At 68.5% G+C, this 24,179-nt stretch carries 21 protein-coding genes; 8 read left to right on the forward strand and 13 right to left on the reverse strand.

Going from position 1 to position 24,179, the window contains the following annotated elements; genetic code table 11:
- Nucleotides 1-9: 9 nt before the first annotated feature.
- Together CBM2588_RS27995 and CBM2588_RS28000 are read right to left on the reverse strand one after the other, a co-directional pair.
- On the reverse strand, nucleotides 10-2,124 hold the full coding sequence (locus CBM2588_RS27995) for a TonB-dependent receptor (protein WP_115683490.1): 2,115 nt from the start codon (nucleotides 2,122-2,124) through the stop codon (nucleotides 10-12).
- A 134-nt stretch (nucleotides 2,125-2,258) separates the two neighbouring features.
- Nucleotides 2,259-2,618, reverse strand: a complete 360-nt coding sequence (locus CBM2588_RS28000) for a hypothetical protein (protein WP_147298450.1) — start codon at nucleotides 2,616-2,618, stop codon at nucleotides 2,259-2,261.
- A 188-nt stretch (nucleotides 2,619-2,806) separates the two neighbouring features.
- Here CBM2588_RS28000 and CBM2588_RS28005 point away from each other — a divergent pair, with 188 nt between their 5' ends.
- Complete coding sequence (locus CBM2588_RS28005) at nucleotides 2,807-3,898, forward strand: methyl-accepting chemotaxis protein (RefSeq protein WP_115683492.1); 1,092 nt, start codon at nucleotides 2,807-2,809, stop codon at nucleotides 3,896-3,898.
- Between the two features lie 104 nt (nucleotides 3,899-4,002).
- Here the strand turns inward: CBM2588_RS28005 and CBM2588_RS28010 are convergent, their stop codons facing one another.
- The 5 genes from CBM2588_RS28010 to CBM2588_RS28030 all read right to left on the reverse strand — a co-directional run bounded on the left by CBM2588_RS28010 (nucleotide 4,003) and on the right by CBM2588_RS28030 (nucleotide 9,397).
- Nucleotides 4,003-5,340, reverse strand: a complete 1,338-nt coding sequence (locus CBM2588_RS28010) for an aspartate aminotransferase family protein (RefSeq protein WP_115683493.1) — start codon at nucleotides 5,338-5,340, stop codon at nucleotides 4,003-4,005.
- Nucleotides 5,337-6,848, reverse strand: a complete 1,512-nt coding sequence (locus CBM2588_RS28015) for an N-acyl-D-amino-acid deacylase family protein (RefSeq protein ID WP_115683494.1) — start codon at nucleotides 6,846-6,848, stop codon at nucleotides 5,337-5,339. Before CBM2588_RS28015 ends, CBM2588_RS28010 begins: the two co-directional genes overlap by 4 nt.
- Before the next feature lie 27 nt (nucleotides 6,849-6,875).
- On the reverse strand, nucleotides 6,876-7,865 hold the full coding sequence (locus tag CBM2588_RS28020) for a Bug family tripartite tricarboxylate transporter substrate binding protein (protein WP_115683495.1): 990 nt from the start codon (nucleotides 7,863-7,865) through the stop codon (nucleotides 6,876-6,878).
- A 97-nt stretch (nucleotides 7,866-7,962) separates the two neighbouring features.
- The gene (locus CBM2588_RS31155; RefSeq protein ID WP_231942302.1) at nucleotides 7,963-8,331 is read right to left on the reverse strand and encodes a hypothetical protein; all 369 of its coding nucleotides are present in this window, start codon (nucleotides 8,329-8,331) and stop codon (nucleotides 7,963-7,965) included.
- A gap of 49 nt (nucleotides 8,332-8,380) precedes the next feature.
- Nucleotides 8,381-9,397, reverse strand: a complete 1,017-nt coding sequence (locus CBM2588_RS28030; RefSeq protein ID WP_115683496.1) for a helix-turn-helix domain-containing protein — start codon at nucleotides 9,395-9,397, stop codon at nucleotides 8,381-8,383.
- Between the two features lie 233 nt (nucleotides 9,398-9,630).
- Here CBM2588_RS28030 and CBM2588_RS28035 point away from each other — a divergent pair, with 233 nt between their 5' ends.
- From CBM2588_RS28035 to CBM2588_RS28065, 7 genes are all read left to right on the forward strand, one after another.
- Nucleotides 9,631-10,752 carry an aromatic ring-hydroxylating oxygenase subunit alpha gene (locus tag CBM2588_RS28035; protein ID WP_115683497.1) on the forward strand — a complete coding sequence of 374 codons (1,122 nt, stop codon included), beginning with the start codon at nucleotides 9,631-9,633 and terminating at the stop codon, nucleotides 10,750-10,752.
- 28 nt (nucleotides 10,753-10,780) lie between these two features.
- The gene (locus CBM2588_RS28040; RefSeq protein ID WP_115683498.1) at nucleotides 10,781-12,247 is read left to right on the forward strand and encodes an aldehyde dehydrogenase family protein; all 1,467 of its coding nucleotides are present in this window, start codon (nucleotides 10,781-10,783) and stop codon (nucleotides 12,245-12,247) included.
- A gap of 85 nt (nucleotides 12,248-12,332) precedes the next feature.
- Entirely contained in the window at nucleotides 12,333-14,063 is a 1,731-nt protein-coding gene (gene betA / locus CBM2588_RS28045) for a choline dehydrogenase (protein ID WP_115683499.1), read from the forward strand.
- Nucleotides 14,064-14,239: 176 nt separating this feature from the next.
- Complete coding sequence (locus tag CBM2588_RS28050) at nucleotides 14,240-15,127, forward strand: TorF family putative porin (protein WP_115683500.1); 888 nt, start codon at nucleotides 14,240-14,242, stop codon at nucleotides 15,125-15,127.
- A 46-nt stretch (nucleotides 15,128-15,173) separates the two neighbouring features.
- The gene (locus CBM2588_RS28055; protein WP_115683501.1) at nucleotides 15,174-15,485 is read left to right on the forward strand and encodes a CBU_0592 family membrane protein; all 312 of its coding nucleotides are present in this window, start codon (nucleotides 15,174-15,176) and stop codon (nucleotides 15,483-15,485) included.
- Between the two features lie 337 nt (nucleotides 15,486-15,822).
- Nucleotides 15,823-17,481: an APC family permease gene (locus tag CBM2588_RS28060; RefSeq protein ID WP_115683502.1), complete on the forward strand. Its 1,659-nt coding sequence runs from the start codon at nucleotides 15,823-15,825 to the stop codon at nucleotides 17,479-17,481.
- A gap of 98 nt (nucleotides 17,482-17,579) precedes the next feature.
- Complete coding sequence (locus CBM2588_RS28065; RefSeq protein WP_115683503.1) at nucleotides 17,580-18,533, forward strand: PDR/VanB family oxidoreductase; 954 nt, start codon at nucleotides 17,580-17,582, stop codon at nucleotides 18,531-18,533.
- Nucleotides 18,534-18,546: 13 nt separating this feature from the next.
- Here CBM2588_RS28065 and CBM2588_RS28070 read toward each other — a convergent pair whose 3' ends face one another.
- From CBM2588_RS28070 to CBM2588_RS28095, 6 genes are read right to left on the reverse strand one after another with little or no spacing between them, the layout of a single operon-like run.
- Nucleotides 18,547-19,575 carry an NAD(P)H-dependent flavin oxidoreductase gene (locus tag CBM2588_RS28070; RefSeq protein WP_115683768.1) on the reverse strand — a complete coding sequence of 343 codons (1,029 nt, stop codon included), beginning with the start codon at nucleotides 19,573-19,575 and terminating at the stop codon, nucleotides 18,547-18,549.
- Nucleotides 19,576-19,579: 4 nt separating this feature from the next.
- Nucleotides 19,580-20,557 carry an NAD(P)H-dependent flavin oxidoreductase gene (locus CBM2588_RS28075; RefSeq protein WP_197717977.1) on the reverse strand — a complete coding sequence of 326 codons (978 nt, stop codon included), beginning with the start codon at nucleotides 20,555-20,557 and terminating at the stop codon, nucleotides 19,580-19,582.
- A 20-nt stretch (nucleotides 20,558-20,577) separates the two neighbouring features.
- Complete coding sequence (locus CBM2588_RS28080) at nucleotides 20,578-21,312, reverse strand: TetR/AcrR family transcriptional regulator (protein WP_115683504.1); 735 nt, start codon at nucleotides 21,310-21,312, stop codon at nucleotides 20,578-20,580.
- A 36-nt stretch (nucleotides 21,313-21,348) separates the two neighbouring features.
- Nucleotides 21,349-22,350 (reverse strand): ABC transporter ATP-binding protein, encoded by a 1,002-nt coding sequence (locus tag CBM2588_RS28085; RefSeq protein WP_231942303.1) that lies wholly within the window; start codon nucleotides 22,348-22,350, stop codon nucleotides 21,349-21,351.
- A complete protein-coding gene (locus CBM2588_RS28090) occupies nucleotides 22,347-23,366 on the reverse strand; it encodes an ABC transporter ATP-binding protein (protein WP_231942304.1) in 1,020 nt (339 codons plus the stop codon). Before CBM2588_RS28090 ends, CBM2588_RS28085 begins: the two co-directional genes overlap by 4 nt.
- Nucleotides 23,363-24,178 carry an ABC transporter permease gene (locus tag CBM2588_RS28095; protein ID WP_115683506.1) on the reverse strand — a complete coding sequence of 272 codons (816 nt, stop codon included), beginning with the start codon at nucleotides 24,176-24,178 and terminating at the stop codon, nucleotides 23,363-23,365. The genes CBM2588_RS28090 and CBM2588_RS28095 overlap by 4 nt, the downstream gene beginning before the upstream one ends.
- Nucleotide 24,179: the final 1 nt, after the last annotated feature.

A 24,179-nucleotide genomic window follows, 5' to 3' on the forward strand; every position in this document is an offset into this window, starting at 1 on the left:
TCGGGCAGGTCAGAAGAAGTAGCGCGCCGCCATGCCGAACTGCCATTTCGGCTGCGGCGACACCAGCAGCCCGGCTGCCGAGCCATAGGCGGCCTCGGTCGAGAACCGGTGCGGCTGCAGCACCGCGAACAGCGACAGCTGGTATTGCTTCCAGTCCAGCACCCCGCGCACGTCGAAGCGCGTGTAGACCGGCATGAAGCGCAGCTGGGTCTGCGGCGTCCCCATGTAGTACGGGATGCCGGTAGTCAGGTAGGCGTCGGCGTTGACGGTCAGCTGCACGCCCTGCAGCCGCTGCCGGTATTCCGCCCCGAGCTTGAGCTGGTGGCGCGGCACCGACAGCCTGGCGCCGGTGTTGGGCAGCGGGTTGTTGGCTTCGGCCTGGATGATGTGGCCGTAGCTGGCATAGAGCGAAACCGGGCGCACCGGCCGCCAGCGCGCCTCGACTTCGTAGCCCTTGCGGGTAGTGTCGCCCACCGATCGAAACGAGCCGTCCGCCTGCCCGACGATCTCGTCCTCGTTGAGGGTGTAATAGGCCGCCGCGGTGACCGTCAGGTTGCGCGCCGGGGTGGCGGTGAAGCCCACGTCGTAGGACTTCACCTTCGACGGCGATACGTCATAGACCGTCCCGCCGGGCGCGCCCAGCGGCCCGGCCGCGCCGCTGCTGCTGATCTGCTCGGCAGCCGGCGAGCGGAAGCCCTGGGCGACGTTGGCGAACAGGTCTAGCCCGGGCAGCACGGTCCAGGCCGCGCCGAGCTTCGGCGTGGTGACTCCCTTGCAATAGTCCGTGCTGGCTGCCGGCAGCTTGCGGTTGACGATGTCGTAGTCGAACCAGTCGCGCCGCAACCCGGCACTCAGCTTGACCGCATCGACCGGCTTGAACTGTCCCTGCACGAACAGCCCGTAGGTCAGCAGGGTCAGTCGCTGTGCGTTGACATAGTTGGCGGTGGGCACGCCGCGCAGCCAGATCTGCCGTTGCGCATCGCCGTGGTCGCGGCGCACTTCGAGGCCGGCCATCAGCGCGGCGCGGTCGCCGAAGGTAACGTTGCCCGCCAGCCGGCCGCCGAAGATATTGCGGTCGTCGGAGCCGACGGTATGCTGCACGCTGCTGGTGGCGATACCGCGCTCGCGCTCGAAGGCTTCGCCGTACAGCGTCGCGTACCAGCCTGCTTCGCCGTGCGCGGGCGCGCGGTTCAGCGCGAACATCGAGCGCTTGCCGCTGCCGAAGCCAGGCAGGCCGTACTGGGTCGAGCGCGGGTCCACCTTGCCCGACTGCAGGTCGCTCAGCAGCAGGTAGCCGGCCGCCGTCGATTCAGCGCGATAGTGATTCAGGCGCAGGCTGTAGAGACCTTCGCCGATGCGCGTCGACAGCTTCCAGAACAGGTTGTCGCGCTCGGTGCTGCCGTCGTAGCGGTAGCTGTGGGTGCGGTACAGGTCCGCGACGAACAGCGACTCGATCGGTTGCGCGTCAGGCCGCAGCGCATGGCGGCCCGACAGCACCAGGGTGGCGCGCTTGCCGTCGTAGCGGTCCAGCCCGATGCCGAAGCTGGACGGCACCTCGCCGGACTGGGTCTGGATCGGCACCGCGCCGGCCCGGTTCTGGTCGCCGTACAGCGCCGACACCGGCCCCTTGATGACATCGATCTGGCCGATCATGTCCGGCGTCAGCCATTCCAGGAAGGCCGGACCGTGCCCCGCCCCCGCCTGGCTGGACGGCATGTTCTGCGGCACCCCGTCGACATAGACCGCGGTGTCGGCACCGTGCGTGCCCTGGGTGGCAAAACCGCGCATGCGGAAGCCATTGCCGGTATCGCCCTGGTCGATATTGTTGGCCACCACGCCGGGCACGCGGCGGAACATGTTGGAGATGTCCCGGCCGATATTGATGGTGGCCAGTTCCTCGGCCGTGACCACCGATACCGCTGCCGGCAGCCCCGCGCTGTCGGTGGTGACGACGTTGCGCCGGTCGTGCGGCCGGTCGTCCTGCGTCGCCACCACGCTGACTTGCGGCAGCATGCCGTGACCGGCTTCGGCCGCGGCGGGCTGGCTGAGAAGACCCGATGCCAGCGGCAACAGCGCGCAAGCGAAGGCGCGCGCGGTACCCGTGTGTTCGTTGTTGTTGTTCATGAACCCTTGCGACGGCGCGCACGGAAGCCGCTGCGGGCAGCGGGCGGGCCGTACCAAATCCAGACGTGAGCAAGCCACCCGCCTGGGCTGGCGGGCGGGGAATCAGACGTAAGCGGAAGGCGGCGCCGCGGCGTTCAGCCGGCGGCGCAGGGCAGCGCCGGGGGCGCGCGCAAGGTGGGGGGTGAAAGGAAGCGGGTGCGCCATGGCGGCGCGGTGACAGCGACCGGCCGGCTCCGCGACAGCAAGCGCCGGATCACGCCCAGCAGCTGGGCCGCGAACGCGATGCACAGGAACAGATGCAGCCGGGGCGAACACCACAGGCAATCGCACTCGGTCTGCTCTTCGGCGGGGGCGCGCCCGGATTCGACGGCCCCGGCTCCGTCGAACTGGTCCGCAGCCACGGCCACGGCCGGGTGCGCCGCCGGCGTCGGTTCCGGCACCGCATGCACGTGCGTCGCCGCGGCCCACGCCTGCACGAGAACGAGCAGGAGCACGGCCCAGGCGAGACGCACGAGGTTCGCATGCAGACGCATTGAAGGTGGCGCTGGCGGTTTCGACGGGCGCCATCATAACGCAACTCAATTGCAAATGTAAGCGGCGCCGCTCGCAAGAAGGCTAAAGCCCTCGCCCTTTCTCGCCGTTAAGCAATGGGGTCGCATTGGGACGGAGACAGGAGACAGAGATGCAGAATCTTGGCATTCGCATACGCCTGGGCGCGGCGTTTGGCGCCATGTGGTCGCTGATGGCGATCGGGACCGCGGTGGCCTTGCCGCGCTTGCAGGATGACGCCGATGCGCGGCGCGTGCTGATCGCGCTGGCTGCGGGAGCGCTATGCGTGGCCGTGGGCGCGGTCTGGGGACTGGCGCGCGGCATCGAGGCGCCGCTGTCCGAAGCCGTCCACATTGCCGAAACCGTGGCCGCGGGCGACCTCAGCCAGGAATTCAATACCGACCGCGGTGGCGAGTTCGGCCGGCTGCTCGGCGGTCTGGGCGAGATGGAAGACATGCTGACCGACCTGGTCACGCGCATCCGCACCGCCACCGACTCCATTACCGACGCCTCGCACCAGATCGCCGCCGGCAATACCGACCTGTCGCAACGCACCGAAGAGCAGGCCGCGGCGCTGCAGCAAACGGCATCGAGCATGGGCGAGCTGACCGCAATGGTGCAGCAGAACACCGAACGCGCCCGCGCCGCCAACGGCATGGCCGCCAGCGCCTCGGGCATCGCCGCGCGCGGCGGCGAAGTGGTGGGCAACGTGGTGCAGACCATGTCGGCGATCAGCGCCAGCTCGCGCAAGGTCACCGACATCATCGAGGTGATCGAAGGCATCGCCTTCCAGACCAATATCCTGGCTCTGAACGCCGCGGTCGAAGCGGCCCGCGCGGGCGAACAGGGCCGCGGCTTCGCGGTGGTCGCGGGCGAGGTGCGCACGCTGGCACAGCGCAGCGCCGCTGCGGCTCGCGAGATCAAGCAGCTGATCGACGATTCGGTGCAGCAGGTCGACAGCGGCTCGGCCCTGGTCGGCCAGGCCGGCACAACCATGCAGGAAATCGTCCAGGCCGTGGCCAGCGTCACCGGGCTGCTGGGCGAGATCACCACCGCATCGGAACAGCAAAGCGCCGGCATCGCCCAGGTCAACGAAGCGGTGGCGCAGATGGACACCGTCACGCAGCAGAACGCCGCACTGGTGGAGCAGGCGGCCAGCGCATCGCAGGCGCTGGCGGGGCGGGCGACGGAGTTGCAGCAGGTGGTGGGTGAGTTCAGGCTGTAGGGGTGCCGGCTAGCGCGGGCCCGCTGCGCGTTGCTTGCGTCGGTCGATTCAAACGCCCGCTTGTGTACTCCGCCAACCACCAGCAAGCGGTGCCTTCCTGCAGATCACACCGTAACGCTCACCGGAAACACCGACTGCACCGCCACGGCAAAGCGGTCGACGATATTGTCGATATCCCGCGGCGTGCAGATGAACGGCGGTGCGAACAGCACGTGGTCGCCATGCACACCGTCGACGGTGCCGCCCATCGGATAAACCAGCAGCCCGTTCTGCATTGCCGCGGACTTCAGCCGCGCGTGCGTCTTCAGCGCGGGATCGAGCGTGGCCTTGCTGTCGCAGTCGGAGACGAATTCCACGCCGACGAACAGGCCGCGACCGCGCACATCGCCCAGGTTGGGGTGGTCGCCAAGTGCCTCGCGCAGCCGCTGGCGCAGTTGCTCGCCGCGGGCCAGCACGTTGGCCAGCAGCTTGTCTTCGGCAATGGTCCGCTGCACCGCCAGGGCCGCGGCGCAAGCCGTGGCGTGCCCGATATAAGTGTGGCCGTGCTGGAAGAAGCCGCTGCCGCCGACGATGGCGTCGTAGATCCGGCGCGTCGACAGCATCGCGCCGATGGGCTGGTAGCCGGCGCCCAGCCCCTTGGCGATGGTCACGATGTCAGGCACCACGCCGTCCTCTTCGCAGGCGAACAGGTAGCCGGTGCGGCCCATGCCTGACATCACCTCATCCAGGATCAGCAGCACGCCGTACTTGTCGCACACCGCGCGGATGCGCTTCAGGTAGTCACCCACCGGCGGCACCGCGCCGGCGGTGGCGCCGACCACGGTTTCGGCGACGAATGCGGCGACGGTTTCTGGACCGAGGTCCTGGATTTTCGCGTCCAGTTCGTCGGCCAGCCGCTGCGCGTATTGCGCATCGGTCTCGCCCGCCTGCCGCTCGCGGTAGGCATAGCAAGGCGACACGTGGTGCGCCGGCACCAGCAGCGGCAGGAACGGCTCGCGCCGCCAGGCGTTGCCGCCGATGGCGAGCGCGCCGAGCGTATTGCCGTGATAGCTCTGGCGGCGCGCGATGAAGTGGCGGCGCGCGGGCTGCCCGACCTCGACAAAGTACTGGCGCGCCAGCTTCAGCGCCGATTCCACCGCCTCCGAGCCGCCCGAGACGAAATAGACATGATCGAGATCGCCCGGCGCGGCCCGCGCCAGGGTATCGGCCAGCGTCTCCGACACCTCGGTGGTGAAGAACGAGGTGTGCGCATAGGCGATGGAGTCGAGCTGCGCCTTGATCGCCTCGATCACGCGCGGATGGCCGTGCCCCAGGCACGACACGGCGGCTCCGCCGGAGGCGTCCAGGTAGCGCCGGCCGGTGCTGTCGATCAGTTCGATGCCCTGCCCGGCCACGGCAACGGGCAGTTGCTGGCGCGGATTGCGATGGAATACGTGGGTCATGATGGTGTGGTGGTGGCAGTGTGTTCGGTGGCAAGGCGGCGCAGCACGCGGCCGGAAAATGCCGGCCGCGCGCTGCCGGCGGCATCCCCGGCCTGCGCGCCTTGTTGCCAGACCTGTGCGCCGTTGACCCAGACGCCGTCGATGCCGGTGCTGAGCTGCAGCGGGTCTTCAAAGGTGGCGCGGTCCTGCACGCGCTGCGCATCGAACAGCACCAGGTCGGCAAACGCGCCCGGCGCGATGCGCCCCCGGTCTTGCAGGCCGTATTGCTGCGCGGCCAGCCCGGACATCTTGTGGATCGCGGCTTCGAGCGTCAGCAGCTGCTCTTCGCGCACCATGCGCGCGAGGATGCGCGGGAAGGTGCCCCACTGGCGCGGATGCGGGCGCGGGTCGAACGGCAGGCCGTCGGAGCCGAACATGGTCAGCGGGAACTGAGCGATGCGCGCGACGTCGCGTTCGTCCATGATGAAGTAGATCGCCGCCGCGGGACGCAGGCGGGCGAGCAGCGCTTCCTCGTCCAGCCCCAGTTCCTGCATCAGCTCATGGAAATCGCGGCCGCCCGCCGCGGGATAGCCGGTGGACCACGTGATCAGCGTGCGTGTGGACTGGCGCACGCGGTCCAGCCGCAGCATGGTCGAGGTGGCGGGATAAGGATGGCAGTCCAGGCACAACGGCTGCAGGCGCGCGGCCTCGGCCAGCAGCCCCAGCGTTTCGGCCGAGCGGCCATGGTTGCGCTTGCCCGCCACCTTGTGGTGCGAGAACACCACCGGGCAGTCCAGCGCGCGGCCGATGCGCAGCGCCTCCTCGATCGACGGCACGATGGCGTCGGTCTCGTCGCGCAGGTGGGTGGAATAGAGACCGCGATGGGTGCGGACCGGCTCGCACACGGCGATGATTTCCGCTTCAGTGGCGGCGGCAGCCGGCGGATAGAAGGTGCCGGTGGACACCCCGAAGGCGCCCGCCTCCATCGCCAGCCTGACCTCCTCGCGCATCGCGGCAATCTCGGCGTCATTGGCGGGGCGGTCCAGCTCAGGCATGGCACGCACGCGCAGCGTGGAGTGCCCGAGCAGCGGCACCACGTTGACGTTGGCCGGCGCCGCGCGCAGCGCGTCGAGCCACTGCGCGAAGGTATCGAAGCGGAACAGCGCGGGCGGGCCCAGCAGGTCCAGCGGCTGCGGCGGCGCGCCGCTGAGCAGCGGCGCCACGCTGATGCCGCAGTTGCCGGTCACCACCGTGGTGATGCCCTGCGACACCTTGGGCGTCATGTCCCGGTGCACCAGCAGGTAGCCGTCGTCGTGCGTATGCGCGTCGATAAAGCCCGGCGCCAGCACGCGGCCGCCGGCGTCGACGGTGTGGTCCGCGGCGATGCCGGCGCAGTCGCCTACGGCAACGATGCGGTCACCGCTGACCGCGACATCGGCGCTGCGGCGCGCCGCGCCCGTGCCATCCACCACCGTGGCGTTGCGAAAGAGCAGGTCGGCGCGTCGGGGCGCCGGGGATTGCGATGCCATTGTCAGTCCTTGTCTCGTCGACGGGCCTTACTGCGGCGCGATGCCGGCCTGCCTGACCACCGCCGCCCATTTGTCGGTTTCGCGCGCGGCATAGCCGGCCAGCGCCTGCGGCGTGCCGCCGACCGGCTCGGCGCCCAGCGCGGCGAATTTCTCGCGCATGGCCGGCTCCGCCAGCGCGCGGTTGAAGGCGCCGTTGAGCCTGGCCACCACGTCGGCGGCGGTGCCCTGCGGCGCCACCAGGCCGCCCCACGCCACGCCCTCGAAACCCGGCACGCCGGATTCCGCGATGGTCGGCAGCGCCGGCAGCAACGGCGAGCGGGCCAGGCTGGTCACGGCAAGCGGCTTGAGTTTGCCGGCCTTGATCAGCGGCAGGATGGTGGGCATGTTGTCGATCAGCACGTTGACCTGGCCGCCCACCACATCGGTTGCGGCCTGCGGACTGCCCTTGTAGCCGACATGGGTCCAGGCAAGGCCCGCCTTGTCGGCCAGCAGCTGCCCGGTGAGGTGGCCGGACGTGCCTTGCCCGGGCGAGGCGTAGGTGACCTTGTCCGGGTTGGCCTTGATGTGCGCCACCAGCTCGGCAAACGTCTTCACCGGCATGTCCGGCCGGACCGCGATCACGTTCGGCACCTTGAACAGCAGCACCACCGGCACCAAGGCATCGGGCCGGTACGGCAGCTTGCGGAAGGTGCTCTTGTTGATCGACAGCGTGACGTTGTTGGCGTAGCCGAGCGTATAGCCATCAGGCGCGGCGCGCTCGAGCTCGGAGATGCCGATCACGCCGGAGGCGCCGGGCTTGTTGTCGATCACGAAGGACTGGCCCAGCGACTTGCCGGCCTCGGCGCCCAGCGCGCGCATCAGCACGTCAGGGCTGCCGCCGGCTGCCGACGGCACCACCAGGCGGATCGGTCGCGCCGGATAGGTATCGGCCGCCGCCGGGCCGGCCAGGAGGGCGGCGCCCAGCCACAACAGGGTGGCCAGCGACCTTCGCTTTTGCTGCTGCCTTTGCATTTGCATCTCGATATCCCGTTCAGTCCCTGGGGTTGGCCCGGTCAGGCGCTTGCAGTATAGGGGCACTCCCGCAGCCAATGCAACATTTGTTTCTTTAGATGATTCATACAAAACAATTAGAATGGAAATTCGCGGCAACCAGCCTTCTGTAACCCCAATTCCGCGATGCAACACTCGTTACATAGATCGGGGAACCGCCCTGCGGCACAGCCAGGTGGTTGCGTCCGACTTCATAGGCGGAAATCACCGACGCCGCATCGCGCGCGGCATCCGCGTCGGGCAGGTCGATGGTGCGCACCGCGCCGAAGGCCGATGCCACTCGCAGCACGGCCGCCTGCACTGAAGGCTCGGCGAAATCGGCAAAGCCCTGGCCGAGCACGCCGACGCGCAACGCCGCGACACCCCTGCCTTGCTTATCCTCGGGCGCATGCCAGGTGACGGAAACCTCCCGCCCAAACAAAAAGGGCGGCAATGCCGCCCTTCAATGACCCGGCCGCTGCCCGGCCAGCCCGCTACAAGCCCTATCCGGGCGTAACATCCTGCGACGCCCCCACCATCGTCAGCGCGTTGCCGTGCTCGTCCAGCGTGACCTCGCCTTCTTCATGGATGTCGCGCAGGCTGCCGTCCGGCAGCTGGATCCGGTAGTCGACCCGATACGGCGCCTTGTCGACGATGGCGGCGCGGATCGCGGCCTGCACGCGCGGGCGGTCGGCCTCGACGATCGATGCCAGGTAACGCTCCATGGTCACCTTGAACGCCTGCGGGGCCCAGCCGAAGATGCGGTAGGCCTCGTCGGTCCAGGCGCAGTCGTCGGTCTGAATGTTCCAGTACCAGCCGCCCAGGTGGGCAATCTGCTGCGCCTTGGCCAGCAGCGCCTCGCTCTGGCGCAGCGCGGCCTCGGCGCGGCGACGCTCGGTAATGTCGAGGCTGACGCCGATCATCTTGACCGGGCGCTGGTCGAAATCGCGCACCAGCGTGGCCCGCGACGAAATCCAGCGCGTGTTGTCCTCATGCACCACGCGGAATTCCCACTCGTGCATCTCCTGCGCACCCAGCGTGCGGGCCAGCACTTCCTTCAGCCGCGCCACGTCGCCCGGATGCACGCAGGCCCAGAAGTCATCCATGTTGCGGATATGGCGGCCGAACAGCGAGACGTCGTTGGAGGAATAGGTCAGGCCATCGGTCAGCACGTTCCATTCCCAGGTGACGATGCCCGAGACTTCCTGCGCAAACTTCATCCGCGCCTCGCTTTCCATGATCTCGGCGAGGTGCTTCTGGCGCAGTTCCTTGATGTGCGGGTCGGACGCGGTGCTGGCCTCGAGGTCGGCAATGGCCTGCTCGCCGTAGCGCAGCCACAGCCAGTTGACGCCCAGGTAGCGGGCCAGCGCCAGCAGGCGCTCGTATTCGATCTCGCCGCCGCGCGTCCACTTGTGCACGGCCGACGGCGATACCGACAACGCCTCCGCCACCTGCTTGAGCATGATCCTTTTGCCTTCCAGCACCCCCTTCAGGCGCGTGGCAAAAGTGTCTTCGGTCATGGGCGCTCCTCCGCTTTTTTTCAACCGATGGTGAATTGAGTAACTCGAACCTTACACCATCCCCGGAATTCGCGCGAATTCATAGCCATCATCAATTCATATCAGAAATCTTATCGTTTTTTTGAATTGCACCAACCCGCTTCGTCTCACTAGACTCACGTCACATCACCGTAGGTAATTTAATTTACTTATAGTGAATCGATAAGGCACAGAGACCAACGAGGAGACACCCCATGCAAGAGACCGCCGCCCCCGTCTGCAGCACCACGCCGCCGCTCGCCTACACGCTGCCGGCCCACTACTACACCTCGCAGGAGGTCTTCGAGCAGGAAAAGAAGACCATCTTCGCGCGCAGCTGGGTGTGCGTGATGCACAAGAGCCAGGTGGCCGAGAACAACCAGTACGCCACCGCCCAGGTAGCGGGCGAGAACATCTTCGTGGTGCGCGGCCGCGACGGCGTGCTGCGCGCCTTCTACAACGTCTGCCCGCACCGTGCGCATGAACTGTTCGCCGACGGCGCCGGCAAGGCGAAGAACGTGATCACCTGCCCGTACCACGCCTGGTCGTTCGGCCTGGACGGCAAGCTGATCCACGTGCGCAACGCCGAGAACGTGCCGGGCTTCTGCAAGGACAACGCCGGGCTGACGCCGGTGCGGGTGGAAGAGTTCTGCGGCCTGGTGTTCGTCAACCTGGACATGGACGCGAAGCCGCTGGCCGAACTGGCAGGCAGCCTCAACGACGAGATCCGCGCGCGCTGCCCGGATGTCGACAAGCTGGTGCCGGCGCACAAGCTCACTTACGAGATGAAGGCCAACTGGAAGGTTGTAGTCGACAACTACCTGGAATGCCTGCACTGCCAGACCGCGCACCCGGCGCTGGTGGAGTCGATCAAGATGGAGACCTACAAGCATGAAGTGCGCGGCCTCTACACCAGCCAGGTCGGGCAGACCCGCTCGGGCAGCGACGCCTTCACCTATGACAGCGACGCCCCCAACACCGACTTCGCCGCGTACTGGCTGTGGCCCAACGTGACGCTGAACGTGCTGCCGGGCGACGGCAACTACGGCGTCTTCTACATGTTCCCGGTGGACGCCGACACCACCATCCAGCACTTCGAGTTCTACTTCCGCGACAGCACGCCCACGGCCGAGCAGGAGCAGCTGATCGAGTACTACAAGAACGTGCTCAAGCCCGAAGACCTGAGCATCGTCGAATCGGTGCAGCGCGGCCTGAAGTCGCGCGGCTACCGCAACGGGCAGGGCCCGCTGCTGGTCACCGACGACAAGACCTCGGCCATTGGCGAGCACGGCGTGCAGCACTTCCAGCAGATGGTGCTCGACGCCCTGGCCGCCTGAAACCACCAGATCAACCGGAACCGCAGCAATGATCCAGACCCAGCTCTATATCGACGGCCAGTGGCAGTCGCCCATCGACCAAGGCACGCGCGCCATCGTCAGCCCGGCCGACGAAACGGTGATCGCCCAGGCCGCCGAAGCCACCCGCGCCGATGCACGCCTGGCCATCGCGGCCGCGCGCCGCGCCTTTGACGGCCCGTGGCGCCAGACCACGATCCGCGACCGCGCCAGGCTGTTGAACAAGATTGCCGAACTGATCGACCGCGATGCCGAAAAGCTCGCCCACCTCGAATCGCTCAACACCGGCAAGACCCTGACCGAAAGCCGCACCGACATGGGCGATATCGCCGCCACCTTCCGCTACTTTGCCGGGCTGGTGGCGTCGGAATCGGGCGCCGTCAACGAAGCGCCGCACCACGTGATCAGCCGCACGCTGCGCGAGCCGGTCGGCGTGTGCGGACTGATCACGCCGTGGAACTACCCGCTGCTGCAGGCCGCGTGGAAGATCGCGCCTGCGCTGGGCGCGGGCAACACCGTGGTGATCAAGCCGAGCAACCTGACGCCGCTGACCACGCATCATTTCACGCAGCTAGTGGCCGAGCTGGACCTGCCGCCGGGCGTGTTCAACCTGGTGACCGGCGGCGCCGAGGTGGGCGCGGAACTGGCTGAAAGCGTGGACGTGGACCTGGTGTCCTTCACCGGCGGCGCGTTTGCCGGCGAGAGCATCATGAAGGCCGCCACCGGCAACTTCAAGCGCATCGGCCTGGAGCTGGGCGGCAAGAACCCGAACATCGTCTTTGCCGACGCCGACCTGGATGCCGCGGTCGACTACGCGCTCAACGCCGCGTTCTTCCACGCCGGACAGGTCTGCTCCGCGGGCTCGCGCCTGATGGTCGAGGACAGCATCTATGATGCATTCATCGGCCGGCTGGCCGAGCGCCTGCCGCGCATCGTGATCGGCAACGGCTTCCATGGCGAAACCCAGATGGGCCCGGTGCAGTCGGCGCAACAGCACGAGAAGATCCTCGGCATGGTCCAGGCCGGCATCGCCGAGGGCGCGCGCCTGGTCCACGGCGGCAAGCGGCCGCCGGGCGACGTGTACAAGCGGGGCTACTGGCTGGAACCGACGCTGCTGGCCGACGTGACGGCAGAGATGAAGATTGCGAAGGAGGAGATTTTCGGGCCGGTGATCACCGCCGAGCGCTTCCGCTCAGAGGAAGAAGCGCTGCGTGCCGCCAACGACACGCCGTATGGCCTGGCCGCCGCGGTCTGGACCCGCGACCTGGACAAGGCCAACCGCATGTCGCGCGCGCTGCGCTTCGGCACGGTGTGGGTCAACGACTACCACCCGTACTTCCCGGAAGCGCCGTGGGGCGGCTACAAGGCAAGCGGCATCGGCCGCGAGCTGGCCCGCATCGGCCTGGACGAGTACACCGAGCTCAAGCACAGCTATATCAACCTCGCCCCGAAGGCGATGGGCTGGTTCGGCGCCTGAGCGCAGCTGACTTCGCAATCGCGTGCGCGGTGGCACCGCCCCCGGGCTGCCACGCACGGCGTCACGCAAACAAGGAGATTGCACCATGCAGGCAATCCATGAATACGACTACATCATCGTCGGCGCGGGCTCGGCCGGCTGCGTGCTGGCGGCGCGGCTGACCGAGGACGCCGATGTCTCGGTGCTGCTGCTGGAGGCAGGCGGCCCCGACTGGCGCCTGGACTGGCGCACCCAGATGCCCGCGGCGCTGGCGTATCCGCTGCAGGGCACCACCTACAACTGGGCCTATGTCACCGAGCCCGAGCCGCACATGAACAACCGGCGCATGACGCAGGGCCGCGGCAAGGGCCTGGGCGGCTCATCGCTGATCAATGGCATGTGCTATATCCGCGGCAATGCGATGGACTACGACGGCTGGGCGCAGAACCCGTCGCTGCAAGACTGGAGCTACGCCGACTGCCTGCCCTACTTCCGCAAGGCCGAGACCTACGACAAGGGCGCCAACGACTACCACGGCGGCAACGGCCCGCTGCACGTGACCACGCCCAAGGCGGGCATCAGCCCACTGTTCGACGCCTTTATCAAGGCCGGCGAGCAGGCAGGCTACGGCCGCACCGATGACCTCAACGGCTTCCGGCAGGAAGGCTTCGGTCCGATGGACCGCACCACCACCGCGGGCGGGCGCCGCTGCAGCACCTCGCTGGCCTACCTCGACCAGGCCCGCGAACGTCCCAACCTGACCGTGCATACGCGTGCGCTGGCCGACCGCATCCTGTTCGCCGGACAGCGCGCCATCGGCGTGTCGTACCTGCAGGGCGACCACGTGCGCGAAGCCCGCGCGCGCCGAGAGGTGATCGTCAGCAACGGCGCGATCGCGTCGCCGCAGCTGCTGTTGCGCTCCGGCGTGGGCAATGCCGACGAACTGCGCGCGTTCGGCATCGACACGGTAGCCGACCTGAGGGGCGTGGGCGAGAACCTGCAAGACCACCTGGAGATGTACCTGCAGTACGAATGCACCAAGCCGGTCTCGCTGTATCCGGCGCTGCAGTGGTGGAACAAGCCGGCGATCGGCATCGAGTGGTACCTGCGCGGCACCGGCACGGCGGCCTCCAACCACTTCGAGGCCGGCGGCTTTATCCGCAGCAGCGACGAGTTCGCATGGCCCAACCTGCAGTACCACTTCATCCCGCTGGCAATGAACTACGACGGCAGCAACCCGGTGAAGTCGCACGGCTTCCAGTGCCACGTGGGCTCGATGCGCTCGCCCAGCACCGGCTTCGTCAAGCTGGCCAGCCGCGACCCGCGCGTCAAGCCGCGCCTGTTGTTCAACTACATGGCGCACGACGTCGACTGGCGCGAGTTCCGCGCCGCGGTGCGGCTGACGCGCGAGATCATCGGCCAGCAGGCGATGGACCAGTTCCGCGGCCGCGAGATCAAGCCCGGCATGATGGTGCAGAGCGATGCCGAGATCGACGCCTTCGTGCGCGAGCATGCCGAGACCGCGCTGCACCCGTCCTGCACCTGCAAGATGGGCGACGCTTCCGACCCGATGGCGGTGGTCGACCACCAGGGGCGCGTGCATGGCTTGTCTGGCCTGCGCGTGGTCGATGCGTCGATCATGCCGAAGATCGTCACCGGCAACCTGAACGCGCCCACCATCATGATGGCCGAGAAGCTGGCCGACGTGATCCGCGGCCGCGCGCCACTGCAGCGCTCGACGGCGCCGTACTACAAGGCGGCGCCTGCACGCAGGCAGGGTGGCGCAGAGCAAGCGCAACCGCCCGCGGCGCGCATCCCCATGCCGATGCCTGCCTGACCCGAGCGGCGCGACACGCGGGCCTTGCGCCCGAACCCTGACTGCGGCACACGTGCTGCCGGGACCGAGGTCCCGGCGGGCAGCGTGCGCGCGGTTGGACGCGTCGCGCCTCCCCATCACCAAAGCCGGCGACCCATAAACAAATCCAGACCGGCTGCAAGGAGGAGACAACTTCCATGCTGCGCAAGTGCTTTCCCGCAAGACGGGCCCTGCAAGGTGCCCTGCCCCTGTTGCTGTGCCAGGCGCTGCCCGCGCTGGCGCAGACCGATGGCGACACCACGCTGGCGGTCGCGCCGGTGCCGCAGGTCACCGCTACCGTGCCGCCGGCTGAAGCCGCCGCGGCGACGTCGCCCTGGAGCGCCAACATGACGCTGACCTCGCAGTACGTCTCGCGGGGCTTTCGCCAGACCTGGGGAAAACCTGCCGTGCAGGGCGGCATCGACTACGCCCACCCCAGCGGCTTTTCCGCCGGCACCTGGATGTCGAGCGTCAGCGACAAGTTCATCGAGGGCGGCACGGTCGAATGGGACCTGTATGCCGGCTATACCGGCAGCGTCGGCGACTTCGTCTACGCCGGACAGGTCTACTACTACCTCTACCCGGGCGCGAAGCTGCAATACGCGCAGACCAAGTACAACTACGGCGAGGCGGTCGCGTCGCTGACGTACAAGTGGTTCAACGTCAAGTACTGGCTGACGTATACCCCCGATTACTTCGGCTACAACAGCGCCTCGCTGCTGACCGGCAACAACCTGCACAGCCGCGGTTCCGGCTACCTGGACATCAACGGCACCTTTGACCTGGGCCACGGTGTCACGCTGCTGCTGCACTACGGCCAGGAGCGCGTGCGCAACTTTGCCGCCTACAACTTCCGCGACGTGCGCGTGGCGCTGTCCAAGGCCTTCGAGGGTGGCTGGACCGTGACCGGCGCCTATACCCGCGGCTGGGGCCGCACCGACGTCTACGACAAATACACCACCGGCGCGCTGGATTCCTCCGGCAACCCGTCCGTTTCCAATCCGCTGAAAAGCACGTTCCTGGTCTCGGTGACCAAGACGTTCTGACGGCGCTTATCCACCGCTGTACCACTGCCTTACGAAGCAAACCACCATGGCCTCCCTGGGTCTTACCGACGCGACCGGTCTTGTCGGCGTTGCCGCCTACGTTGCCGCGCACTTCGCCGTGCAGGTCCTGCACAAATCCCCGACCGGCCGGCTGGCCGTCGTCCTCAACGTGATCGGGCCGAGCTGCATCCTGATCTCGCTGGCCGGCGCCTTCAACCTGGCGTCGTTCCTGACCCAGTGCTTCTGGCTGGTGCTGACCTTGCTGGGCTGGTGGCGCAATCGCCGGGCCGGACGCTCCGGACGCGCGATGGTGGAAACGCTGGGCGGTCCGCGCCCCGGCCAGCCCGTGCAGCAGTAGCAAAAGGGACGGCCGGACACCCGGCAACGCGATACAAAACTTCCGTTGCCTTGGTGCCGTGCCCTTCCTATACTCACCAAAACACCCTAGGTAATCTAATTTACTTTGGGTAAATCAACAGCCCGGAATGCCAGGCACCCTGCGAATCGGGCAACTGGCAACCCGGGATGACAACAGGAGACAACCATGAGAAACGCCCCCAGAATCCCCGCCAGACATTCCCGACCGTCGTAACCCCGGCAGGCAGTACCGCAACGTACCCACCCAGACCGCAGACGGCAGACCGTGACGGAGCCTAGCTCCCGCAACACGGCGACCCGGGAAGCAAGGAGACATCGTGTATTCACAGAAAGACGTGCTGTCGATCGGCGCGCAGGCGCCGCTCGCCCCCGCGCAGCAACCCCAGCAGCAAACCCAGCAACCCACCGCATCGCACGAACTGCAGCGCAGCCTGACCTGGAAGGACGCCTTCTGGGTCACCAGCGGCGTGCCGGCGGGCGTGCTCTTCACCATCGGCGGCGTGTCCGCCACCATTGGCAACCCGGCCTGGGTGATCTGGATCCTCGCCATCCTGGTCGGCTTTGCCCAGTGCTTCGTCTACGCCGAGATCTCCGGCCTGTATCCGCACAAGTCGGGCGGCGCGTCGGTGTATGGCGCGATGGGCTGGGTCCGCTACAGCAAGTTCGTCGCACCGGTCTCGGTCTGGTGCAACTGGGTGGCGTGGTCGCCGATGCTCGCGCTCGGCACCAGCCTGGCGGCCGGCTATATGCTGAGCGCGCTGTTCCCGGCCGATTCCGTCATCAACACCTGGCAGCTGACGCTGGTGGACCTGGGCTTCGTCAGCAAGGGCCTGACGCTGAGGGTGAATTCCACCTTCCTGCTCGCCACCGCGTTCCTGCTGATCACCTTCAAGCTGCAGCACAGCGGCGCTTCCGCCGCCGCGACCACGCAGCGCATCCTGGGCATCGCTTCGCTGACGCCGCTGGTGGTGATCGCGCTGGTGCCGCTGTTCACCGGCGACATGCCTTCGACCAGCTTCTTTCCGTTGCTGCCGCTGACGCATGACGCTTCGGGTGCCGCGGTGCTGGGCGGCTGGAACGCCGCCGGCATCAGCACGGCGATGGGCGCGATGTTCCTGGCGTGCTGGTCGACCTTCGGCTTCGAGACCGCGGTGTGCTACACCCGCGAGTTCAAGGACCCGCAGAAGGACACCTTCAAGGCGATCTTCTGGTCCGGCGTGCTGTGCCTGTTCATGTTCATCGCGGTGCCGATCGCCTTCCAGGGCTCGCTCGGGCTGCAGGGCATGCTGGCGCCCGACATCATCGACGGCTCCGGCGTGGGCGCGGCAATGGCCAGGTTCGTCGGCGGCGGCGCGGTGGTGTTCAACGTGATCGTGGTGATGCTGGTGCTGGCGATCCTGCTGATCGTGATGACCTCGATGATGGGTTCGTCGCGCACGCTGTACCAGGCCTCGGTCGACGGCTGGCTGCCGCGCTACCTCTCGCACGTGAACGAGCACGGCTCGCCCACGCGCGCGATGTGGACGGACTTGCTGTTCAACCTGTTCCTGCTGCTGATGTCGAACTACATGGCAGTGCTGTCGATCTCCAACGTCTGCTACATGATCTTCGTGTTCCTGAACCTGCAGTCGGGCTGGATCCACCGCATGGACCGTCCCGACTGGCCGCGCCCGTACAAGTGCAAGAACTGGCTGCTGGCGCTGGGCGCGTTCCTGGGCTTCTTCGACCTGGCCTTCGTCGGCGCCGGCGCCAACTTCCAGGGCGAACACACGCTGCGCAACGGCCTGATCGCCGCGCTGCTGATCGTGCCGGTCTTTATCTACCGCCATTACATCCAGGACAAGGGCCGCTTCCCCGAGTCGATGCGCCGCGACATGGAACTGCCCAACGCGCGCGCCGGCATGCTGCCCTATGTGGCGCTGGTCGTCGGCGGACTGGTGGTGTGGATTGCCGCCAGGCTGACGGTCATTACCTGATCGCCCCGGGCGGGCCGGCGCCATGCCGGTCCGCCTTCCCTCCCGCATTTCTCGCTTTTCCCGCGTTTTCCGCAATCCCTGAATTCCGAGGTACCGCCATGACTGACACGCTCCGCGTTCGCGTCGGCCGCGTCGAGCCGCTGGCCGCCGGCATCAAGCGCTTCACCCTGCAACCTTGCGACGGCGGCGCGCTGCCCGCCTTCGACAGCGGCAGCCACGTCGTCGTCCACATGGACGGCGGCCGGCTGCGCAACGCCTATTCGCTCACCAGCACGCTCGGCGAGCCCGGCCATTACCAGATCGCCGTGCGGCTGGAAGAAGCCTCGCGTGGCGGCTCACGCTTCATGCACGAGCAGGTGCGCGAAGGCGACGAACTGCGCATCGGCGCGCCCGGCAACCTGTTCAGCCTGGACCACGGCGCCGGCCGCCACCTGCTGATCGCCGGCGGCATCGGCATCACGCCATTCATGACGCATATCCAGGCCCTGGCCGCGCGCGGTGCCGACTTCGACCTGCACTACTGCTTCCGCAACGCCCAGTCCGCCGCCTTCCTCGACGTCCTGCCTGCCACCTTGCAGCCGGGCCAGCTGCACCTGTATGAAAGCGACAGCGGCACCCTGCTCGACATCGCCGCGCTGATCGCCGCACAGCCGGACGACACCCACGTCTACGTGTGCGGCCCGGCCCCGCTCAACGACGCCGTGGTCAACGCCGCGCGCGCCGCCGGCTGGGACGCCGGCCGCATTCACTTCGAGCAGTTCCGCAACGAGGTCGACGCCACCGGCGGCGCCTTCGAGGCCGTGCTGAACAAGAGCGGGATGACGCTGCAGGTGGGCGCCGACGAATCGCTGCTGCGCGCGATCGAGAAGGCCGGGATCAAGGTGGACTGCATGTGCCGCGAGGGCATCTGCGGCTCCTGCGAGACCGCCATCCTGGAGGGCGAAGCGGACCATCGTGACCAGTACCTGTCCGATGCGGAGAAGGCGGCGCAGAAGACGATGATGCTGTGCGTGTCGCGCTGCAGGGGACAGCGGCTGGTGCTGGATCTGTGACCCAGCCGCAGGCTTACGCCGGCAACGCAGTCCTGCGGTGGGCCAGCGCGTCGCAGGCGGCGCGCGCATCGGCCACCAGCCTCGCCACGATCCGGCCGGCGGGTTCGATCGCATCCGCGAAGCCCCCCGCCGGGCCGAGCGACACGATTCCCGCGTCGACCTCGCCGTCCAGATAGACACGCTGCCGTGTGCGCGACGACAGGATCAGGTCGCCGAAGGCCGCGTGATTGCGCGCCCCTTGCGCCTCGAGGCGCTGCACCGCGCGGGCGCTGTCGTTGGCGAGCACGCGCCAGGTATCGCCAAGACTGCCGAGGATGGTGGTCGAGCAATGCTCGTCCGACGCGATGATGCGTTGCTTCAGCGCATCGTGCGCGGCGATTTCGCTGGCGACCATGAAGCGGCTGCCCATCACCACGCCATCGGCTCCCAATGCCAGCGCAGCGGCGATCTGCCTGCCGCTGCCGATGCCGCCGCCGATCACCAGCGGCAACTCCAGCCGCTCCAGCGCAAAGGCGCCATTGACGAAGGCCGACAGCTGGTTGGCGCCCGGATGGCCGCCCTCCTCCAGCCCGACCAGCGCCACCGCGTCGACGCCCAGCCGCTGCGCCGTCACCGCATGGCGCACGCTCGGGCACTTGTGGACCAGGATGCCGCCGCAGTCATGGATGGGGCCGACCAGCGCCTCGGGCGAACTGCCGGCGCCCTCGAACAGGCGCACGCCCTCTTCGAAGGCGATGCGGATCCAGTCCGGCACCAGCCGGTTGAAGCCCTCGCGCCGGGAAATCGTCAGGTTGACGCCGAACGGGCGCCCGCCGGTCAGCGCGCGGCAGCGGCGCAGGTCTGCGCGGTAGTCGTCCAGCGATTCGAACGAGCGTGCCGTGATGAAGCCCATGGCGCCGGCATTGACCACCGCGGCCACCACACCGGAGGTGCCGAGGTGGTGCATGCCGCCGAGCAGGATGGGATAGCGGATGCCCAGCAGTGTGGTCAGCCGGGTCTGGAGCACGGGGTCCGGCGCCGAGCCGATTGCGCGGGTGTCCATGGCGTCAGGCCGCGGCCAGCAGGTCACTGGTGTCGTGCTGCGCGGCCTTGTACTGTGCCGACAACTCGTCCACCAGCCCGGCCACGTCCCGCACCGCGTCGACTCCCGACACCGAATGGCCCGCGCTCCAGACATCGACCCAGCGGCGCGGCGCGCGCCCGCCGTTGTGGTGCTCGCTATACAGCTCCGCGGCCCGCTGCGGCGTGATGGGGCCTGCCAGCGCCTTGGGATCGAGGCCGGCGGCAACGACTGACGGGCGCAGCATATTGGTGTCCAGGCCGGTGAAGGCCTGCGTCAGCATGACGTCGTCGAGCGAACTGTCGACCAGCATCTGGCGATACGCGTCGCTGGCCATGCTCTCGGGCGTGGCGATAAAGCGCGTGCCCATGCAGCCGAGGTCGCAGCCCAGCACGCGCGCCGCCCACAGCGCGGCGCCGTCGGAAATGCCGCCGGACAGCACCAGCGGGCCGTCGAACATCTGGCGCACCGCGCGCACGAAGGCAAAGGTATTGAGCCAGCCGGTCTGGCCGCCGGCACCGGCGGTGAGCAGCACCAGCCCGTCGGCGCCCGCCTGCAGCGCCTTCTCGGCATGGCGCAGCGTGGCCACGTCGGCCAGCACCATGCAGCCGACGTCGTGCAGCGGCTTGACCACCGCGGCCGGCGAGCCGACGCTGGCGATCACCATCTCGACCTTGTGCCTGACCAGTACCGCCACGTCCTCGGCCAGCATCTCCGGCTTGCGGCGCATGATCAGGTTCGGGCAGGCCGGCGCGGTCGGGCCATGGACTGCGGCGCAGTCCGCGGCGACCCGCGTCAGCCATGCATCCAGTTCCTCGGCCGAGCGCGCGTTGACGGTGGGAAAGGATCCGATCACACCACTGCGGCAGGCGGCCGAGACCAGGTCGGGACCGGAAACGCGCAGCATGGGCGCGGCGATCAGGGGCAGCCGCAGGCGGCTGGCGAGTGAGGCGGGCAAGGTCATGGCAAGGGATTCCAGGAGATTCAGTCGGGTGGCATCGGTGCCGGTGCGGCAGCATCCGGGGCATCCGTGGCAGCGGCATCGGCAGGCGCCGCCGGCGCGGCGATGCCCTGCCGGAAGATGCGGATCAGCATTTCGCCCAGCGCGGGCAGGTCCACGTGTTCGGGGTCGATCAGCGACTGCGCCGTCACGCCGCGCAGCGTGCCCAGCAGGATCAGACCGAACATCTCCGGATCGACGTCGCTGGCGATCTCGCCGCGCGCGATGCCGATGCGCACCTGCGCGGCGAACGCCGCGACACTCTCGGCATTGATGGGCCGCGCCATCTGCTGCAGCTCGGGCATCGACGAGAACGATTCCCCCCACAGGATGTGCAGCGCCCGCGACGGCACCGGGTCCGCGCCGGCCATGCCGACATAGGCGCGCACGGTGGCCTCGAGGTTGGTCAGCCCCGGCCGCACGCGGACCGGACTGTGCTCGCGCGACCACTGCGCGAAGCGGCGCCGGAACCGGTCGACGATGAACTGGTAGACCTGCAACAGCAGCCGCGTCTTGCTCTTGAAGTAGTAATTGGGCAGCGAGTGGCTGTAGCCGGCCTCGCGTCCCACGTCCACCAGCGACAGCCGCGACGCGCCGTTCCTGGCGATCAGCTGGATCGCGACGTTGATCATCCGGCTGATGGCGGCCTCGCGCAGCTCGGCGTTGGTCTTGCTTTCGGCATCGGCGGCGGGTGCGGCGGACTCGGACTGCAAACTCATGGCGACTCTCTGAATGACTTGCGGCGCTGCCCGGGGTCATGACAACGGCAGCGGGTGATGACAGGCAACGGCGTGCCCGGGCGCGTCCGCGCAGGCCTGCAGCGCGGGGGCCTCGCGCGCGCAGCGCTCGCTGGCGCGGGCGCAGCGCGTGCGGAAGCGGCAGCCGGACGGCACGTCCAGCGGCGACGGCGTCTCGCCGTGGGCCAGCGCCGGCCGCAGCAGGCGGCGGGCAGGGTCCGGCGACGGCACCGAGGCCAGCAGCGTGGCAGTGTACGGATGGCGCGGCGCGCGGTAAAGCGAGCCCGCCGGCGCCAGTTCGCACACCTTGCCAAGATACATCACCATGACCCGGTCGCTGACGCTGCGCACCACGCCCAGGTCATGCGAGATAAACAGCAGGGTCAGGCCATGGGCCGCCTTGGCGTCTTCCAGCAGGTTCAGCACCTGCGCCTGGACCGAGACATCGAGCGCCGAGACCGGTTCATCGCATACCAGCAGCTGCGGGCGCAGCACCAGCGCGCGCGCGATGCTGACGCGCTGGCACTGGCCGCCGGACAGCTCCCACGGCCGGCGCTTGCCGACCACGCTGGCGTCCAGCCCCACGTCCGAGAGCGCCTGCGCGGCGCGGGCGCGGCGCTCGGCGGCGCTGCCCTCGCCCGCCACCACCAGCGGCATCTGCACGATGTCGAGGATGCGCTGGCCGGGGTTGAGCGAGGACATCGGGTCCTGGAACACCATCTGCATGCGCCGCCGCAGCGCGCGCAAGGCGGCGCCGCGTGCCTGGGCCAGCGGCACGCCGTCGAAATCGACCGAGCCGGACTGCGGCGCCGGCAACGCCATCAGCGCGCGCGCCAGCGTCGATTTGCCAGAGCCGGACTCGCCCACCACGCCGAGCGTTTCGCCGCGGCGCAGGTCGAAGGAGACATCGGAGAGCGCCTGCACGCGGCGGCCGCCCCTGGCATGGTAGGTCTGCACCAGGTTGCGGGCGCGCAGCAGCGTGGCGGTGTCCTGCACCGGGGTAGGAAGTCGGGCGGTCACGTCAGGTTCTCCTGCACAGGATGCCAACAGGCATAGAAATGGCCACCGCCGGCGGGCATGGCGGCCGGGACGGCGCTGTCGCATTGCCCGGCGCGGGCAGCGCAGCGCGGCGCAAAGCGGCAGCCGGCCGGCGGCGCGCTCAGGTCAGGCGGCTGGCCCGGGATGGCCGGCAGGCGCGCATGCGGTTCGGCGTCGGCGCGCGGCACCGACTGCAGCAGCGCGTGCGTATAGCGCATGCGCGGGCGCTGCAGCACGTCGGCGACGCTGCCCTGCTCCACCATGCGGCCGGCGTACATCACGGCGACGTCGTCGCACATTTCGGCGACCACGCCAAAGTTGTGCGTGATCAGCAGCATCGCCATGGCGTGGCGCTTCTGCAGGCGGCGCAGCAGGTCCAGGATCTGCGCCTGCACGGTGACATCGAGCGCGGTGGTGGGCTCGTCGGCGATCAACAGGCGCGGGGTGCAGGCCAGCGCGATCGCGATCACCACGCGCTGGCGCATGCCGCCCGACAGGCGGTGCGCGTACTCGCCGGCACGCTGGCGCGGATCGGCAATGCCGACGTCCGCCAGCAGTTCCACCGCCCGCTCGCGCGCGGCGCGCGCCGACAGGTCGGTGTGCTGGCGCAGCACCTGCTCGAGCTGGCGGCCGATGGTCAGCACCGGGTTGAGCGAGGTGAGCGGGTCCTGGAAGATCATGGCGATCTCCTTGCCGCGCACGCCGCGCATGTCGCGCTCGCCGAGCTGGCGCAGGTCGCGCCCGTTGAAATCGATGCGCCCGGCGGGGGTGCGGGCCACGCCCGCGGGCAGCAGGCCGATCAGGCTGCGCGCCAGCACCGACTTGCCCGAGCCCGATTCGCCGACCACGCCGAGGGTCTTGCCGGCCTCGAGCGTGAACGAGACCCCGTCGACGGCGCGCAGCAGGCCTTGCGGCAGCACGAATTCCGTCCTGAGGTCGGTGACCGCGAGCAGCGGCTGGCCGGCGGACGTAGTGTGAGATGCGACGGATGTCATCATGCGGCCCTCGCCCTGCCGTCGAGACGGCGCTGGAGTTCTTCGCCCACCTGGTTCAGGGCGAAAATCGTCAGGAACAGCATGCCGGCCGGGAAGAACACCGCATGCGGCCCTTCCACCACGCGCGACTGCTCGCTCGCCATCATCGAGCCCAGCGACGGTGCTGGCGGCGGCACGCCCAGCCCGAGAAAGCTGAGCGCGGCCTCGGCCAGCGCGCCGATCGCAACCAGCAGCAGGCTGTAGGCCAGCAGCGCCGGCACCAGGTTGGGCAGCAGCTCGCGCACGATCAGCCGGGCGTGTCCCATGCCGGCCGCGCGCGCGGCGGTGACGAACTGCTGCTCGCCAAGCCGCAGCGTGTTGGCGCGCGCGATGCGGATCACCGCCGGCACGAACACGATGCCGAGCGCCACCACCACCTTCACCAGCGGCGGCCCGGGATAGGCCACCATGGCAATCACCAGCACCAGCGGCGGAAACGCCAGCATCACGTTCGACAGCATCAGGATGGCGCGCTCGACCCAGCCGCGGAAATAGCCCGCGCAGACGCCCAGCGTGCCGCCGACCAGCAGCGCCAGCGTCACCGAGCCCAGGCTGACCACCGCGGTGATGCGGAAGCCGTACAGCGTGCGCGCCAGCACGTCGCGGCCGAGCGAGTCGGCGCCGAACCAGCGGGTGGCGTCGGGCGGGGCCAGCATGTCGGCCAGGTGCAGGCGCATCGGGTCGCGCAGCGGCAGCCAGTCGGCCAGCAGCGTGGCGCCGGCCACCAGCACCAGCCAGGCCACCGAGAACAGGTAGAGCTTCGGGGATAGTCGCATG

The organism is Cupriavidus taiwanensis (assembly GCF_900250075.1).
In the GTDB taxonomy this organism is placed as follows: domain Bacteria; phylum Pseudomonadota; class Gammaproteobacteria; order Burkholderiales; family Burkholderiaceae; genus Cupriavidus; species Cupriavidus taiwanensis_C.